This is a genomic window from Massilia antarctica (assembly GCF_015689335.1).
Taxonomy (GTDB): domain Bacteria; phylum Pseudomonadota; class Gammaproteobacteria; order Burkholderiales; family Burkholderiaceae_D; genus Telluria_A; species Telluria_A antarctica.
The window spans coordinates 737,414-754,032 of the sequence record NZ_CP065053.1; the positions used below are offsets into that span (position 1 = coordinate 737,414).

The following is a 16,619-nucleotide window of genomic DNA, read 5'->3' on the forward strand; positions in this document are numbered from 1 at the left end:
CGCCTCTTTGCCAGCGATTACTGGCAGGCTTCGCATTCCTCGAAGCCATCGTCGCCCGGACGCAGGTAGCACGCCGCGCCGTCTTCCTCGGCCGCCGCCGCCGCCGTCGCCGCCGCGCTCGCGGCTACCTTCGCCGCGCTATCGGCCGCCGCACCCATCGCGTGGGCCGACATGCCGCCGTCCACCGCCACCGCGTTCAGCGCGCCGGTCTTGGAGGTCGACTTCTCCATGTGCGTCGCCGCGATGGTGCGCAGGTAGTAGGTGGTCTTCAAGCCGCGCAGCCAGGCCAGCTTGTACGTTTCGTCAAGCTTCTTGCCCGAGGCGCCAGCCATGTAGATGTTCAGCGACTGGGCCTGGTCGATCCACTTCTGGCGGCGCGATGCCGCTTCCACCAGCCAGCTCGGCGAGACTTCGAAGGCCGTTGCGTAAATGTCACGCAAGTCTTGCGGGATGCGGTCGATCTTGGCCAGCGAACCGTCGAAGTATTTCAGGTCGGCGATCATGACTTCATCCCACAGGTCGCGTGCCTTGAGGTCGCGCACCAGGTAAGCATTGATCTCGGTAAATTCGCCGGACAGGTTCGACTTCACGTACAGGTTCTGGAAGGTCGGTTCGATGCAGGCCGACACGCCGATGATGTTCGAGATCGTCGCCGTCGGGGCGATCGCCACGCAGTTCGAGTTGCGCATGCCGAACTGCTTGATGCGCTCGCGCACCACGGTCCAGTCCATGGCCGAGGACATGTCCACTTCCAGGTAGCCGCCGCGTTCCTCGGCCAGCAGCTTGATCGAATCCTGCGGCAGGATGCCGCGGTCCCACAGCGAGCCGGCGTACGATTCGTAGCGGCCGCGCTCTTCGGCCAGCTCGGTCGAGGCCAGGTAGGCGTAGTAGCACACCGCTTCCATCGAGGTGTCGGCAAATTGCACCGCCTCGTTCGACGAATACGGTACGCGCATCATGTGCAGGCAATCCTGGAAGCCCATGATACCCATTCCCACCGGACGGTGGCGCATGTTCGAGTTGCGTGCTTTTTCGACGGCGTAGTAATTGATATCGATGACGTTGTCGAGCATGCGCATCGCGGTGCGCACGGTTTTCTGCAGCTTGACCGGGTCAAGCTTGCCTTCTTTCATGTGTGCCGGCAAGTTCACGGAACCCAGGTTGCAGACGGCGATTTCCGACTCGTTGGTGTTGAGGGTGATCTCGGTGCACAGGTTCGAGCTGTGGACCACGCCGACGTGTTGCTGTGGCGAACGGATGTTGCATGGATCCTTGAAGGTGATCCATGGGTGGCCGGTTTCGAACAGCATCGACAGCATCTTGCGCCACAGGTCGAGCGCGGCGATCTTCTTGAACACGCGGATCTCGCCGGCGGCCGCTTTCGCTTCATAGCCGGTGTAGGCCAGCTCGAAAGCCTTGCCGACCTTGTCGTGCAGGTCAGGCGTTTCCGATGGCGAGAACAGGGTCCAGTCGCCCTTTTCCATCACGCGCTTCATGAACAGGTCGGGAATCCAGTTGGCCGTGTTCATGTCGTGGGTGCGGCGGCGGTCGTCGCCCGTGTTCTTGCGCAGGTCCAGGAATTCTTCCACGTCCATGTGCCAGGTTTCCAGGTAGGCGCATACCGCGCCCTTGCGCTTGCCGCCCTGGTTGACCGCCACGGCGGTGTCGTTGACCACTTTCAGGAAGGGCACCACGCCTTGCGACTTGCCGTTGGTACCCTTGATATGGGCGCCCAGGGCGCGCACCGGCGTCCAGTCGTTGCCCAGGCCGCCGGCGAACTTGGCCAGCAGCGCGTTTTCCTTGATGGCGTCGTAGATGCCTTCCAGGTCGTCCGAGACGGTGGTCAGGTAGCACGACGAGAGCTGCGAGCGCAGGGTGCCGGCGTTGAACAGGGTCGGGGTCGAGCTCATGAAATCAAAACTGGACAGCAGGTTGTAGAACTCGACGGCGCGCGCTTCGCGGTTTTCTTCGCGCAGGGACAAGCCCATCGCCACGCGCATGTAGAACGCCTGCGGCATTTCGATGCGCACATCGCGCACGTGCAGGAAGTAGCGGTCATACAGGGTTTGCAGGCCGATGTAGCCGAACTGCAAGTCACGGTCGGCGACCAGGGCTTTCGCCAGCTTGGCCAGGTCGAAGGTGGCCAGGACCGGGTCCAGCAGCTCGTTCTCGATGCCCTTGGCGATGTATTTCGGGAAGTACTCTATATAGTGTGCCGCGGCCTTGGCTTGCGGGACTTCTTCGCAGAACACTTCCTTGCGGATGGTGTGCAGCAGGATGCGGGCGGTGACCTGCGAGTAAGCCGGGTCCTTTTCCATCAGCGCGCGCGCAGCCAGGATGGCGGACTTGTGCAACTCTTCGACCGGCACGCCGTCGTACAGGTTCTTGACCGTTTCAGCCAGGATGGCGTCGGCGTCGACGTGCTTTTCCAGGCCGACGCAGGCGGCGGCGATCAGGTCGCGCACCTGGTTCATGTCGAGCAGGCGGCGCTGGCCATTCTCAAGCACGTGGATTTGCGGCGCGCTCACCTCGGCCGAACCGCCCAGCGCTTCCTTTTGCAGGCGGCGCTCTTCCATGTGCTTGGCGCGGTACAGCACGTAGGCACGCGCCACATCATGCTCGCCCGAGCGCATCAAGGACAGTTCGACCTGGTCCTGCACGTCTTCGATGTGGAAGGTGCCGCCCGATGGCTGGCGCCGGATCAGGGCCGACACGACGTTCTCGGTCAGTTGCTCGACCAGTTCGCGCACGCGCGCGGAGCCGGCGCTCTGGCCACCGTTAACGGCCAAAAAGGCCTTGGTGACGGCGATCGAGATCTTCGATGGTTCAAACGCGACGACAGCGCCGTTGCGGCGGATGATGCGATAGTCGCCGCGGGCGGCGACGGCGGCGGCGCTGGTGGGCGCCGGCTGGCCTGCTGCTCCAGGTGTGATGTGCAATGGGTTAATCGAAGAATCTTGGGATGTTTGCATGGGACCTCCTGGAGCGGCGGGCTTTGGTCTGCCGCCGGTTGTTATCAAGTGGACGGCGTCGATCAACCGTCCCCAACAAATATAAAAACAAAAAAACTACCCCGCCGGCCTGGATTGTCGAGGCCGGCGCCGTCACTGGCGATGGAGGATTGATTGCGTTAAAAACTAGGCTTGCCGATGCTGCGTTAAGGGCCGACCAATCGGTGGCAGAGCTTCATGAACCACTATATCTAGTCGATTGCTCAAATCTGGGACTAATTGTAGTACCTCACCATGACAGTGGCAATAGAATTAGTAGCAATTTTTTCCTGCGCTTCGCTTGACTTTTTTGAGTCACGCCGCATGAAGGATTACGCGGTTAGCACTTACTAACGGGTGCCATTTTAAGAAGCAGCCGCGAGCTCGCACGCTTGCCGTTTTTGCCTCGCGGGGCAGCATTATAAACCGTGGGGGGAGCGGGCGTCGGAACAGGCCAGGATGTCAATACGCCACTACCGTCGTCGGCACAGCGAGCCACCGGCGGCACAGTGAACTACCGTCGGCACAGCGAACCACCGTCGCCCCCGCGAACCACCGTCACCCCCGCGAAGGCGGGGGCCCATGGCACCGATGAACAAAGGCGGCATCGGCTCCGCCTGCGCACAGGAATGACGCATCGGGGAATGACGCGGTAGGGATGCAAGCAGCCACCAGCCTCGCACTGTGGCATCAAGGCTCAGGCAACCGCGTTGACACCCTACCCCTCCGGCTCCTGGATATTGAGCTTCTGCATCTGATAGCGCAGCTGCCGGAAACTGATCCCCAGCAGCAGGGCCGCCTGGGTGCGGTTGAACTGAGTCTGGGTCAGCGCGCGCAGAATGATCTCGCGCTCGACCTGCTCCAGATAATCGGGCAAGTTGCTGGGCAACTCCGCCGGCCCGCTCGCGCTCATCGGCGCAGGAGCCGCTTGCGGCGCCATCGCCGCCTGCACGGGCGCCGCCACCGCCTCGGCCACCGGCGCCGGTCGCTCGGCCAGGCGCGCGCCCTTGAGCGACAGGTCGCCCACTTCGATCACGCCATCGTTGGCGAACGCCAGCGCCCGTTCCAGCACATTTTCCAGTTCGCGCACATTACCCGGGAACGAATACGTGCTCAAGGTTTCCAGCACCTGCGGCCCAAGGGCGGCCTGCTGCCCCGCTCCGGCCAGGCGCGCCAGCATGCCATTGACCAGCACCCCCAGGTCGTCGAGCCGCTCGCGCAGCGGCGGCACGCTCAACTCGATCACATTCAGGCGGTAAAACAGATCCTGGCGGAACTTGCCGGTCTCGACGCACTGCGCCAGGTTCTGGTGCGTGGCGCTGATGATGCGCACGTCGACCGGCTCCTCGCTGGTAGCACCGATCTTGCGCACGCGCCGCTCCTGGATCGCGCGCAGCAGCTTGACCTGCATCGCCAGCGGCAAATCGGCCACTTCATCGAGCATCAGGGTGCCGCCGTTGGCCGCATGGAAAAACCCGTCGCGCTCGTCGGCCGCGCCGGTAAACGCCCCCTTGCGGTAGCCGAAAAACTCGGCTTCCATCAGCGCTTCGGGAATCGCGCCGCAATTCACGGCAATGAAGGGCTTGCCCGCGCGCGAACTGCGGGCGTGGATTTCGCGCGCCACCAGCTCCTTGCCGCTGCCCGACTCGCCCGTGATGGCAATCGGCGCCATCGAGCGCGCCAGCCGTTCGATCTGGTTGCGCAGCGATTGCATCACGGCCGATTCGCCGATCAGGCGCGAGGCCGTGCCGGCCGCCGCCGGGCTGCCGCTCTGCGTGGCCGGGGCCGACAGGCGCAGGGCCGACTGCACCATCACGCGCAAATCGTCCAGCACCACCGGCTTGGAGACGTAATCGAAGGCGCCCGCCTTCAGGGCCACCACCGCGTTTTCGGCGCTGCCGTAGGCGGTCACGACCGCGATCGGGGTCGACTTGTTGGAGGCGTTCACTTCCTGCACCAGCTCCAGGCCCAGGCCGTCGGGCAAGCGCATGTCGGTGAGAATGAGGCCGTAATCGTTCTGTGCCAGGAAGGCGCGCGCCTCGCGCAAGGTTTCGGCGCTGTCCACATCGAGCCCCATCCTGACCAGGGTGATTTCCAGCAGTTCGCGCAAATCGGCCTCGTCATCGACGACCAGTACGCGGGGTGATGTCATGTTGTTGCCTTTCTGTTACTAGTAGCGCCGCGCGCCCCCAGCGGCGGCGCGAACGAAATCACAAAGCGGCCAGTGGCCGCCCGCACGCCGAAGCCGCTGGCATCGAAGCGATATTCGTAATCGAGCATCGCCGCGTTGTTCAGGCACAGCTCGCGCGCCAGGTACAGCCCCAGCCCGGTGCCCTTGCTCGAGGTCGTATAAAACGGTTCGAACAGGTGGGCCCGCACGTCGGGCGTGATGCCCGGACCGTCATCCTGCACGTGCAGCTCCATCCCGCCGGCCGAATCGGTGACGACATACACGCGGATACTGCCCACCCCGCCGCTGGCGTAACGCAGCGCATTGGTCAGCAGGTTGATCAGCACTTCGCGCAGGTGCAGCGCGTCGAAACGCACCGGCACGGCGCCAGTATTGCCCAACCACACTATATCATCGGCGACACCCTGGGTTTCGTCAAATTCGGCTTTCAGGTCATTCAAAAAGGGGCCGAGCAACAAGGGATCGCCATTCGGCTGGACCTTGCGCGACAATTGCAGTATGTCTTCGACCATACGGTTCACCCGCGCCACATTGTCGCCGACGATCTTGAGCAGGCGCGCCTGGCCCGGCTCGTGCAAGTCTTCCGCCAGCAGGGCGGTGGCGTGGCCGATGGCCGAGAGGGGATTGCGCACCTCGTGCGCGATGCTGGCAGTGAGCCGTCCCATCGACGCCAGTTTCAGTTCCTGGGCCTGGTTTTCGATGGCGGTGACGTCCTGCAAGAAAATCACGCAGCGCTCGGACGCCTCGTCGACCGTGTCGACCCGCGCGAAACGCAGCTTGAGGTGGGCCGCCAGGTCGCGCCGGCCGCTCCAGGCGGCCGTGCCGGCGTCGCCGCCGCCGCTGTCGCGGTAGGGCTTGACGGTGACGAAGGCGGCGCGCGCCACGCCGGCGACGGTGGCCGGCCCGACCTGCTGCTGCCACTCCGAAAACGCATGCGCGACCGGTTCCAGCGCAGGCACCTCGGACAGGGCAAAGCCGCTGTCGCCGTTGGCCAGCCCCAGCATGTGCTGGGCGGCCGGGTTGCCGGCGAAAATGTGGCCGTCGCGGTCGACCACGAGAATGCCATCGTCGACGTCGGCGATGATGATCTGGTTGATCGCCTGCTGGATTTTCAGGTCGGCGCCGTGGCGCGCGGCCAGTTCTTCCTGCCGGATCAGCCTGGCGGCAAGGCGGCTGACCACCATCACGATGGCGAAAAAGGCGGCGCCGTACAGCCCGGCCTGGGTGAGCGGCATGCCGCTCTCGCCCAGGAACACCTGGTACAGGGAATCGGTCAGCAGGAACAGGGTCACCAGCGCGGCCGAAAACAGGGCCAGCAGGCGCGGCGCCAGGATCGCGGCGCCCGCCAGCGGAAACAGGTACAGGATCACCAGGCTGCCGCGGCTGGCCTCGGCGGCCATGTAGAGCACCGAAATGACCGCGATGTCGACCGCGATCTGCAGCACCACCTGCATCAGGAAGTGATTGCGGACGTACACGCTGGCCAGCACGAACGCGCCGGCCAGCACCAGGTAGGCCATGCAGGTTTCGGTATACAGATGGTAGCTGGCGCTGGCCACATCTTTCTGGTCGAAGGCCAGGTAGGCCAGCAGCACCAGCGAGATGACGATGCGGGTGGCGGTCAGCGCCTGCAGCGAGCGCCAGAATGTGTCGCGCGACTCGGCCGACAGCGCGCTCCAGAAGGACATCACTCAGGCGGGCGGCAAACGGGCGTGGTCCGGGCTGCAATATTCGCGCCCGCCGGCCTTGACCGCTTCCGACTCGGGGAAGTACACATGGCAGTGGGCGCAGGCGATCATGGTTTCGGCCTCGCGCGCGGCCGGGCGCGCAGCGCTTTCCTGCCCGGGCGGCGGTACGATGCCGCGCAGCTTGCTGCGGATGGCCGCGATAATCAGGACCAGCAGCGCGATCCAGAACAGTATGCGTGTCATGCCAACCCCCGGTGCAAAACGACTTCAAGAACAAAACGGCTGCCGACATAGGCCAGCACCAGTGTGGCGAAACCGGCCAGGGTGAAGCGCAGCGCGGTCTTGCCGCGCCAGCCGCGCCAGCGCCGCCCGGCCAGCAGCGCGGCGAACAGGAACCACGACAGCAAGGTGAAGACGCTCTTGTGATCCCACTTGAGCACGGTGCCGAACACTTGCTCCGAAAACACGATCCCCGACAGCACGGTCAGGCTGAGCAGCACGAAACCGATCCAGATCAGGCGAAACAACAGTTTTTCCATGGTCAGCAGGGCCGGCAGCTGGTCGAGCGCCGTGGCCAGCCAGCCCGCTTGCGGGTTGCGCGCATGCAAGCGCGTTTCCTGCAGCGCCATCAGGACCGCGTGGAAGGCGGCAATCGTCAGGGTGCTGTAGGCGAGGATGGCGACCGCGATATGCCAGCCGAATGCCGGGGCGCGCCCTTCGAGCTGCAACACGCTGCCCGGAAACACGGCCGGCAGCAGCGCGGCGGCGGCGGCGCAAGGCATCACCAGGCGGCGCAGGCCGTCGAGCGCGAAATTGCGGTTTTCGATCCAGTAGGCGGCCACCGAGATCCACAGCGCGGCGGAAATCATCAGCGCGAAGCCGATCCGCACGCTGCCGGGCGCCATCATGTCGAACCACAGGGCGGCGCCGTGCAGCAGCCAGGCCCCGGCCGTGACGCCGGAAATGAGCGCGCCCCGGGGCGAGGGAAGAAGGGCGCACAGCGCGTACAGCAGCGCCGCTGCGATAAGTAAGTAAGTCTGCATGCTGCAAGTTTACACTATCGGCGCGCGCTGGCGGGGACGGCGTGGCGCCGCCGCGCTCAATCCCGCCTAATCGACTGCCGCCATGCGCAACTCGTCGTTGTGGTGGCGTTGCTGCTCTTCCATGACCAGCTGCCCCAGCTCGCGCTTGAGCGCATTGAACTCGGGCGCGGCCGGGTCGCGCAGGCGCGCCAGATCGACCATGACGTCGCGCTTGACCGTGCCCGGACGGTAAGTCATCACCACGATGCGGTCGGCCAGGTAGATCGCTTCCTCGATGCTGTGGGTGACGAAGATGATGGTCTTGCCGGTCGCGGCCCAGATGCGCAGCAGCTCGTCCTGCAGGTTGCGCCGGGTCAGCGCGTCGAGCGCGCCGAACGGTTCGTCCATCAGCATGATCGGCGAGTCCAAGGCCAGCACGCGCGCGATCGCCACCCGCTGGCGCATGCCGCCCGACAAATCCTTGGGATAGCGCTGGCGGAAGTCGCCCAAGGACAGCATCGCCAGCAGGCGCGCCACGGTGGCCACGATCGTTGCCTTGTCCATGCCCTTGATTTCCAGGCCGAAGGCGACGTTCTGCTCGACCGTCATCCAGGGAAACAGCGCGTACTCCTGGAACACCATGCCGCGCTCCGGCCCCGGCCCCGTCACCGGGTGCGCGCCGGTGCGGATGGTGCCGCGCGTGGGCAGCGCAAAGCCGGCGATGGCGTTGAGCAGGGTCGACTTGCCGCAGCCGGAAGGCCCGAGCAGGCAAGTGAATTGCCCGGCCGGGATCTCCAGGTTGATGTCCTTGAGCGCGACCAGCTCGCCCCCGGCGCTGTGAAAGACCTTGTCGACGCCCTCGATATGGATCGGTGATGCACTCATCTCAGTTCTCCAGGCCGCGGTGCCAGCGCAGCAGGTAATTGTTCAGGCGGTTCATGCCGACGTCGATCGCCAGCCCCAGCATGCCGATGGTGATCATGCCGGCCATGATCTTGTCGGACCAAAAATACTCGCGCGCTTCGAGGATGCGGAAACCCAGGCCATTGTTGACCGCGATCATTTCAGAGACGATCACGACGATGAAGGCGGTGCCGATCCCGATCCGCACGCCGGACAGAATGTAGGGCACGGCGGCCGGCAGGATCACGCGCACGAACATGGTACGCCGGCTGGCGCCCAGGTTGCGCGCCGCGCGCAGGTAAATGGCGTCGACCTGGCGCACCCCGGCGATGGTATTGATCAGCACCGGAAAGAAGGCCCCCAGCGCGATCAGGAACACGGCCGGCGGATTGCCCAGCCCGAACCACAGGATGGCCAGCGGAATATAGGCGATCGGCGGAATCGGGCGCAGCAGCTGGACCAGGGGATTGAGCCAGGCATACACGCGCGCGCTCGCCCCCATGGCCAGCCCGAGCGGCAGCGCCAGCGCGGCTCCGATGCCGAAACCGAGCAGCACCCGATACATGCTGGTGAGCGAATCGACCACCAGTTCGCCCGACAAGGCCCAGGCCAGCCAGCTGCCGTCCGCGTGCGGCTGCAGCGGCAACAGGTACTCGACCCACTTGCGCAGCACCGCCAGCGGCGAGGGCAACACCTGGGGATTGACCAGGCCCTGCGCCGCCGCCAGCTGCCACAAGGCGATCACCACGGCCGGCGCCACCAGGCCGATTCCCACTTCACGCAACTGTCTGCTATTCATGCCATCTCCGAAAAACGTCTGCCTGTCAAGGCGGTCAATACTGCCGGATTGTCGAACACGGTCCTGCTCACGGTGGCGCTCACTTCACCCCCAGGCTTTTCTTGGCCGAATCGAGCATGTCGGTCTTGACCCAGTCCCTGGCCAGCGGCGGGCGCGCCATGCGGCCCACGCCGGTCTTGACCATGGTGTCGGTGGTGATCTGGATGTGCTCGGCCGTCACGTCCAGGGAATACGGCGAATTGGCGATCGCATCGCGGAAGTCGGCGCCGCTGATCTGGCCCTTGTAGATCACCTCGCGCACGTATTTTTCGGCGATGGCCGGCTCGCTGATGAAGGTGCGGGTCGCTTCGACGAAGCAGCGCATGAATTTGTCGGCCAGCGCCCGCTTGCCGCGGTAGAACGCCTCGGTCATCACCATGGTGCGCACCGGCTCGCCGATCGGGGTGTCGTAGGGTTTCAGCACTTCACTGCCGAAACCGCGGTTGATGGCTTGCGAGGATTGCGGCTCGGACTGCATCATGGCGTCGATATTGCCGCCCATCAGCGCCTGGTTCAGGTCGGCGAACGGCAGGTAAATCACGTGCACGTCCTTGCCCGGCGCGCTGTCGGCGCTCATGCCATGCTTTTGCAGTTGCGCCATCAGCAGCACTTCCTGGATGCCGCCGCGGGTCACCCCCACCTTCCTGCCTTTCAATTCCCGAATACCCTTGATGGCCAGTTCGGGCCGCGCCACCAGGCGCGCGCCACCCCTGGCGAAACCGGCGACGATGAAGATCGGCGCGCCGCTGGCACGGCCCGAAATGGCCGCCTCGGACGCCGTCGTGCCCACATCCAGCTCGCCCGCGATGATCGCTTGCATCACATCGAGCCCCTTGGCGAAGACCTTTTCCTCGACCTTGATGCCGCACCTGGGGGCGATTTCCTTAATGTACGACACGGCGCCGAAATGCGCGAATTTCAGGTTGCCGAGCCGGATCACTTCCTCGGCGTGGCTGTGGCCGGCGGCGAACAGCGCCGCCAGCATGATCGTCTTGCAGATGAGCTTCCCTGTCATGCCTGTCTCCGTTGGATGGTGCAGAGTCGATGAGGTACCGCGTGTCGTCATGCATGCACGCAAGCCGCCATTGGCCTGCGTCCACGGCGTCATTGCCGCACATCCATGCTTACCTCAGGGAAAGATAGCCCGGGGAGAAATCAATGTCTAACGACTGGCGCAAGCTTTGCGCTGATAAGATGACCGCCCCGCCGTGAAAGAAATCAATGAAACCCATTTTGCATAAGCGCCTAGGCGCACCGTTGTTTTTCATGATGCTCGGCCTGGCCGCCATGACGACGGCGCAGGCCGGCGAGCGCCGCTGCACATTCTATGAAGGCCCGTCGAACGACGGCAATGTGTTCGAGCCGCCGCGCTGGCCGGGCAGCCTGACCCCGGGCATGTATGTCCAGCCCGGCATCGTGCGTGCCGGACGCGACGATTTTTACCAGTTCATCGCCTGGCGCGCGCTGGCCGGCATGCCGCTCGATACTGCCGCCCAGGAGCCCCTGCGCCCTTTCGACCCCTGCTGGCTGACCGGCACCAGCGAGCCGCGCGACTTCGATCCGCATGAAGACCCCGCCCTCAAGAGCGCCCTGCAAGCGTGGCAGACGGAACGCGCGCGCGCCGGCGCTCCCAAGCTCGCCGCGCTCGCCATCGCCGGTCCGGACAGTTCCGTGCTGAACTGCCCGGCGGACGCATTTCGCAACGCCGTCCGCACCTTGGGCGCCCGCCTGGCCAGCGCCGCGCGCGGCCCCGCCCTGCTCGACTGGATCGCCGGCCAGGATGCCGTGTTCGCCAACTGCGCCGCGCCCACCGCGATGCCGGCCGATGCGCCGGCCGACGCGCCCGAATGGCTGCGCATGGACCGCGCCTACCAGCAGGCCGCCGCCCACTTTTACCGCGCCGCCTACCCCGAGGCGGCGGCGCGCTTCGATGCCATCGCCCAGGACCCGGCGTCGCCCTGGCGCCAGCTCGCGCCCTACCTGGCCGCGCGCGCCGACGTGCGCGCCGCCAGCGCCGTCGGCTACGGCACGGTCGATGCGGCGCCGATGGCCAGCGCCCTGAAGCGCCTCGATCCGCTGGCCGACGCCGCCGCCGACACGCCGCTGCGCGCCGACGCGCGCCGCCTGCGCCAGCTGGTCTTGCTGCGCACCGCGCCGGCGCAGGTCCTGGCCCGGCTCGACACGGAACTGGGCAACGCGGCCCCGTCCGCGAATATCGGACAGGATGTGCGCGATTACAGCTACGCCTGGCGCGCCACCCCGTCCGCCGAACGCGCGCAACTGGCGTATGGCGCCTGGCTGGCGGCGATGCGCAGCGCAGGCAGCGCCAAGGCCGCCCCCGGCGATGCGCTGCGCCAGTGGGAATCGACCCAGCAATTGCCGTGGCTGGTGGCGGCGCTCACCCTGGCCAAGCCGCAGGCGCCAGGCGCGCTGCTGGCGGCCGCGCAAGCGCTGCCACCCACCTCGCCGGCCTACCTGACGGCGCGCTACCACCTGGCGCGCCTGGCCGCGCGCGACGCCGACGCCGTCGCCATCGTCGACGCGGCGCTGGCCCTGCGCCCGACCATTAGCGCGGACGACGCCAACGCCTTCAAGCGCATCGGCCTGGCCCGCGCGCGCAACCTGGACGACGCCGCCCGCTTCATCGTGCGCAGCAAGGTGCTGCCGGTGCACGGAGAAGCGCCGGTGGCCGCCATGGACGTGGCCACCTTCCTCAACACCGGCCTGCCGCTGGACATGCTGCTCACCCTGGCGCAACGCAAAACCCTGCCACCCAAGCTGCGCGCCGAACTGGAAACGGTGGCGTGGACGCGCGCCCTGCCGCTGGCCCGGCCCGACGTGGCCACCCGCCTGGCGCCCGCCATCAAGAAGCGCTTTGCCGGTGCCGCCGCGCTGGTGGAGCAGATGCTGGCCGAGACCGACCCCGCGCTGCGGCGCGGCATCGGCGCCATGCTGCTGGCGCGCTATCCTGGCATGGTCGGCAATGTCAGCCCCTTCATCGGCTACCAGACCGACCCCGCCAAGTTCGCCTACCCAAACATGCGGGCCAGCAACGAGCTGGAGCAATCGCGCGAGAACTGGTGGCGCGTCTTCGCCGGCGGCGACCCCACCTACGGCAAGAGGTTGGCGGCGCCCGCCATGCCAGCCTTTTTGGCGGCCGGCGCGGCGGCCACCCTGCGCACCGAACGCGCCACCCTGGCGGCCTTACCGAGCGGCACCGACTACCTGGCCGGCCTGGTCATGGAGCATGCCGCGCGCGAGCCGCGCGATGCGCGCCTGCCGCAGGCCCTGTCGATGCTGATCCGCGCCCACGGCGGCGACGCCAGGGGCCAATACACAGTTCCCATGTTCAAGCACCTGCACAAATACTTCGCGCGCAACGAATGGGCCAAACGCACCCGGACGCACCGCTGAAGCAGGTATGCCCGATACACAACATTACAAAATAAGAAATATTTTGGGCTACACTGATCGGAATTAACCAGGAGTAAATGATGACTTTACCTTCGTTTCAACGACGCCGCCTGACGCTCCAGATGGGCGCCGCGGCATTCCTGACCGCCTGCGGCGGCGGCGATGGACCAAGCCCGACGCCGACGCCGACGCCGACCCCGACACCGACGCCGCCTCCGGCCTACCCCGGTCCGGCGCTGCCGGCCGGCCTGACCCTGATCGCCGGCGACACGGGCAGCATGATCAGTACCGACGGCAGCGGCCAGGATGCCCGCTTCAACTATATCGCCAGCGCGCTGATCGACAGCAAGGGCACGGTCTACGTCAGCGAGACCACGATCAATGAGATGGGCGTGTACGTGGGCAGCGGCGCCGTTGTGCGCGCCTTCGGACGCGATGGCGTGGTACGCACCGTGTTGACCGCCCCCAAGCCGGCGGAGGAAGAGACGCTGTCCCTCACGCCGCTTGGCGCTGCCCTGTCGTTCGACCGCAACGGACAGATCCTGGCAAGGGTGGGGTTCATGACCTACCTGTTCGGACCAGACGGCAGCACGACCCCTGTACCGTACGACCCCGACCGTTCCTTCATCGTCGGCAACGCGGCCGGGGTGCGTTACCGCATCCTGTACAACGAGAGCAGCGCCACACACACCGCGATCGCACGCATCGGGGCCGACGGCAGCCTGATCCCCGTGGCGGGGAGCAGCACGCCTGCCTCGGCGCCGCTCGACGGCCAGGGCAGCGCGGCGCGCTTCACCGACATCAGGCAGCGCGGCGTGACGGTCGACCCGGACGGCAATCTGTATCTGATCGACGCCAGGACGATCCGCCGGGTCACGCCGGGCGGCATGGTGACCACCCTGGCCGGCGTCGCCAATGCCACCTTGCCCGCCCAGGATGGCAGCGGCAGCGGTGCCTACTTCGAGGAGCCCGAGCTGATTGCATTTCAGGAGGGCAAGCTGCTGGTGATCGACCATAGCGGGCTGCGCCAGGTCAGCACCGCCGGCGTGGTCAAGACCATCGGCCCCAGGCCGCCGAACCCGCATCAACTGCTGTCCGACGGCAAGGGAAACGTCTACATCATCCACGACAACCATGTTTCACTGCTCGCCCCCGACGGCAGCATGGCGCCGTTCGTGGGCAAGCCCGACCTGTCCCGGCTGCCGGTCGACGGCAAGGGCGGCGCCGCCCGCCTGGTGCGCCCGCGGTTCATGGGCGCCGACCCGGCAGGCAAGCTGTTTGTTATCGAACAGCAGCCGAGCGGCTACCGCAGTTCCGGTCCCTATCTGCGCGGCGGGGTGTTCCTGCGCAAGGTGGCGCCGGACGGCACCACCACCAGCAACTCCACGCCGAGCGGTATTGCGAGCGGCATCGCCATCGACAAGGCCGGTAATATCTATGTGTCGGCGTTGTTACATGGCGAACCGATTCCCGGGATCAGACCGCGTGGCGCCGTCATTCACAAGCTGGGCACCGACGGCGTCTGGAGCGTGTTCGCCGGCGCCGATGGCGAAACAGGCAAGCAGGATGGCATCGGCGCCGCCGCCCGTTTCAGCGCACCGTCGCTTCTGGGCTTCGACCAGGCCGGCGACCTGTACGTACAGGACGAGGGCAATGGCTACCGCCGCATCAGCCCGGCCGGCGCCGTGAGCACGGTTGCCGCCGTGCCGGCGGAAGTGGGGCGGGTCGGCGACGAGGCCGGCAACCGCTACGTCGCCGACGGCGAGCGCAGCACGATTACCCGGATCAGCGCGGCTGGCGTATCGAGCATCGTCGCCGGTACGCCCGGGCGCGCCGTCACGATCCTCGGCGCCCTGCCCGGCAGCATCGAACATCCGCGTGGACTGGTACGCATTGGCATCAACAGTTACGCCTTCATCTCGGGTAACGCCATCGTCCGGCTGGCACTGCCGTAATCCGGCGCGCGCGGCCATGAGGAGACCGGCCCGGCGCCGGTCTTTTTTCGTCAAGACATAGGGTAAAATGACGCCACAACCGGCGCGTGCCGGCATCGCCCTATATATTAGTCAGGTCTGCCATGCTAGATAACTTAACCCAACGCCTTGCCAAGGTCGTCAAGACCATGCGCGGTGAGGCGCGTCTGACCGAATCGAATACCGCCGAGATGCTGCGCGAAGTGCGCCTGGCCCTGCTCGAAGCCGACGTGGCCCTGCCCGCCGTGCGCGAGTTCATCAGCCGCGTCAAGGAAAAAGCCCTCGGCGAAGAAGTCATGGCCTCGCTCAGCCCGGGCCAGGCCCTGGTCGGCGTGGTCCAGCGCGAGCTGGGCGCGCTGATGGGCGCCGACCTCGGTCCGGAAGCGTCGCAGCTGAGCTTTGCCCAGCAGCCGCCGGCGATCATCCTGATGGCCGGCCTGCAGGGTGTGGGCAAGACCACCACCGTCGGCAAGCTGGCCAAGTACCTCAAGGAAGAGAAAAAGAAGAAGGTCCTGACCGTCTCGGCCGACGTCTACCGTCCGGCCGCGATCGCCCAGCTCGAATCGGTGACCAAGCAGGTCGGCGCCGACTTCTTCCCGTCCGCCGCCACCGACAAGCCGGTCGACATCGCCCTGGCCGCGCTGGACTGGGCGCGCAAGCACTACCACGACGTGCTGATCATCGATACCGCCGGACGCCTCGGCATCGACGAAGCGATGATGCAGGAAATCTCCGCCGTGCACGCGGCGGTCAACCCGATCGAAACCCTGTTCGTGGTCGACGCCATGCTGGGGCAGGATGCGATCAACACGGCCAAGGCCTTCAACGACGCGCTGCCGCTGACCGGCATCGTGCTCACCAAGCTCGATGGCGACTCGCGCGGCGGCGCGGCGCTGTCGGTGCGCCACATCACGGGTAAGCCGATCAAGTTTGCCGGCGTGTCCGAAAAACTCGACGGCCTGGAAGCCTTCGACGCCCAGCGCATGGCCAACCGTATTTTGGGCATGGGCGACATCCTGGCGCTGGTGGAAGAAGCGCGCAAGGGCGTCGACAGCAAGGCCGCGGCCGACCTGGCCAACAAGATCAAGGTGGGCGGCCGCTTCGACATGAACGACTTCAAGTCGCAGCTGGGGCAAATGAAAAAGATGGGCGGCATGTCGAGCCTGATCGACAAGCTGCCGGCGCAATTCCAGCAGGCGGCCGGCGGCGCCAACATGGACCAGGCCGACAAGCAGGTGCGGCGCATGGTCGGCATCATCGATTCGATGACGCCGCAGGAACGCGCCAAGCCGGAACTGATCAAGGCCACGCGCAAGCGCCGCATCGCCGCCGGCGCCGGCGTGCAGGTGCAGGAAGTGAACCGCATGCTGGCCCAGTACGACCAGATGCAAGCCATGATGAAGAAATTCAAAGGGGGCGGCATGATGAAAATGATGCGCTCGATGAAGGGCATGATGCCGGGCGGGATGCGGTAGGCAATTCTCGCCCCCGCGCCAGGGCGGCAGCCGCGGGGGCGACAGCAACATCAAAAATCGCCTTGCGGGGCTTAGTTCTGGCTTTTCCCTATGAAAACGCCGAAAAATTCTTGAAAAACACTTGC

General features: G+C 65.9%; 11 protein-coding genes. 3 read left to right on the plus strand and 8 right to left on the minus strand.

Annotated elements, in window-relative coordinates; translation table 11 throughout:
* Positions 1–17: 17 nt before the first annotated feature.
* From IV454_RS03265 to IV454_RS03300, 8 genes are all read right to left on the minus strand, one after another.
* Positions 18–2,972 carry a ribonucleoside-diphosphate reductase subunit alpha gene (locus IV454_RS03265; RefSeq protein WP_206090288.1) on the minus strand — a complete coding sequence of 985 codons (2,955 nt, stop codon included), beginning with the start codon at positions 2,970–2,972 and terminating at the stop codon, positions 18–20.
* A 736-nt stretch (positions 2,973–3,708) separates the two neighbouring features.
* The gene (locus IV454_RS03270) at positions 3,709–5,142 is read right to left on the minus strand and encodes a sigma-54-dependent transcriptional regulator (RefSeq protein WP_206090290.1); all 1,434 of its coding nucleotides are present in this window, start codon (positions 5,140–5,142) and stop codon (positions 3,709–3,711) included.
* A complete protein-coding gene (locus tag IV454_RS03275; RefSeq protein ID WP_206090292.1) occupies positions 5,139–6,869 on the minus strand; it encodes a sensor histidine kinase in 1,731 nt (576 codons plus the stop codon). The genes IV454_RS03270 and IV454_RS03275 overlap by 4 nt, the downstream gene beginning before the upstream one ends.
* Positions 6,870–6,872: 3 nt before the next feature.
* Positions 6,873–7,112 (minus strand): PP0621 family protein, encoded by a 240-nt coding sequence (locus IV454_RS03280; RefSeq protein WP_206090294.1) that lies wholly within the window; start codon positions 7,110–7,112, stop codon positions 6,873–6,875.
* Entirely contained in the window at positions 7,109–7,912 is an 804-nt protein-coding gene (locus IV454_RS03285; protein ID WP_206090296.1) for a cytochrome C assembly family protein, read from the minus strand. Before IV454_RS03285 ends, IV454_RS03280 begins: the two co-directional genes overlap by 4 nt.
* A gap of 66 nt (positions 7,913–7,978) precedes the next feature.
* A complete protein-coding gene (locus IV454_RS03290) occupies positions 7,979–8,776 on the minus strand; it encodes an ABC transporter ATP-binding protein (RefSeq protein ID WP_206090298.1) in 798 nt (265 codons plus the stop codon).
* Between the two features lies 1 nt (position 8,777).
* The gene (locus IV454_RS03295; RefSeq protein WP_206090300.1) at positions 8,778–9,593 is read right to left on the minus strand and encodes an ABC transporter permease; all 816 of its coding nucleotides are present in this window, start codon (positions 9,591–9,593) and stop codon (positions 8,778–8,780) included.
* Between the two features lie 79 nt (positions 9,594–9,672).
* Complete coding sequence (locus IV454_RS03300) at positions 9,673–10,647, minus strand: ABC transporter substrate-binding protein (protein WP_206090302.1); 975 nt, start codon at positions 10,645–10,647, stop codon at positions 9,673–9,675.
* 218 nt (positions 10,648–10,865) lie between these two features.
* Between IV454_RS03300 and IV454_RS03305 the strand changes: the two genes are divergently transcribed.
* The 3 genes from IV454_RS03305 (at position 10,866) to ffh (ending at position 16,494) form a co-directional block, all read left to right on the plus strand.
* Complete coding sequence (locus tag IV454_RS03305) at positions 10,866–13,046, plus strand: hypothetical protein (protein ID WP_206090304.1); 2,181 nt, start codon at positions 10,866–10,868, stop codon at positions 13,044–13,046.
* Between the two features lie 77 nt (positions 13,047–13,123).
* Positions 13,124–15,001 carry an NHL repeat-containing protein gene (locus tag IV454_RS03310; RefSeq protein WP_206090306.1) on the plus strand — a complete coding sequence of 626 codons (1,878 nt, stop codon included), beginning with the start codon at positions 13,124–13,126 and terminating at the stop codon, positions 14,999–15,001.
* Between the two features lie 122 nt (positions 15,002–15,123).
* Positions 15,124–16,494 carry a signal recognition particle protein gene (gene ffh, locus IV454_RS03315; protein ID WP_054268437.1) on the plus strand — a complete coding sequence of 457 codons (1,371 nt, stop codon included), beginning with the start codon at positions 15,124–15,126 and terminating at the stop codon, positions 16,492–16,494.
* Positions 16,495–16,619: the final 125 nt, after the last annotated feature.

Coding starts and splice junctions, on each gene's coding strand:
- IV454_RS03265 (WP_206090288.1), bottom strand. CDS start 2,972: ATGCAAACATCCCAAGATTCTTCGATTAACCCATTGCACATCACACCT.
- IV454_RS03270 (WP_206090290.1), bottom strand. CDS start 5,142: ATGACATCACCCCGCGTACTGGTCGTCGATGACGAGGCCGATTTGCGC.
- IV454_RS03275 (WP_206090292.1), bottom strand. CDS start 6,869: ATGTCCTTCTGGAGCGCGCTGTCGGCCGAGTCGCGCGACACATTCTGG.
- IV454_RS03280 (WP_206090294.1), bottom strand. CDS start 7,112: ATGACACGCATACTGTTCTGGATCGCGCTGCTGGTCCTGATTATCGCG.
- IV454_RS03285 (WP_206090296.1), bottom strand. CDS start 7,912: ATGCAGACTTACTTACTTATCGCAGCGGCGCTGCTGTACGCGCTGTGC.
- IV454_RS03290 (WP_206090298.1), bottom strand. CDS start 8,776: ATGAGTGCATCACCGATCCATATCGAGGGCGTCGACAAGGTCTTTCAC.
- IV454_RS03295 (WP_206090300.1), bottom strand. CDS start 9,593: ATGAATAGCAGACAGTTGCGTGAAGTGGGAATCGGCCTGGTGGCGCCG.
- IV454_RS03300 (WP_206090302.1), bottom strand. CDS start 10,647: ATGACAGGGAAGCTCATCTGCAAGACGATCATGCTGGCGGCGCTGTTC.
- IV454_RS03310 (WP_206090306.1), top strand. CDS start 13,124: ATGATGACTTTACCTTCGTTTCAACGACGCCGCCTGACGCTCCAGATG.
- ffh (WP_054268437.1), top strand. CDS start 15,124: ATGCTAGATAACTTAACCCAACGCCTTGCCAAGGTCGTCAAGACCATG.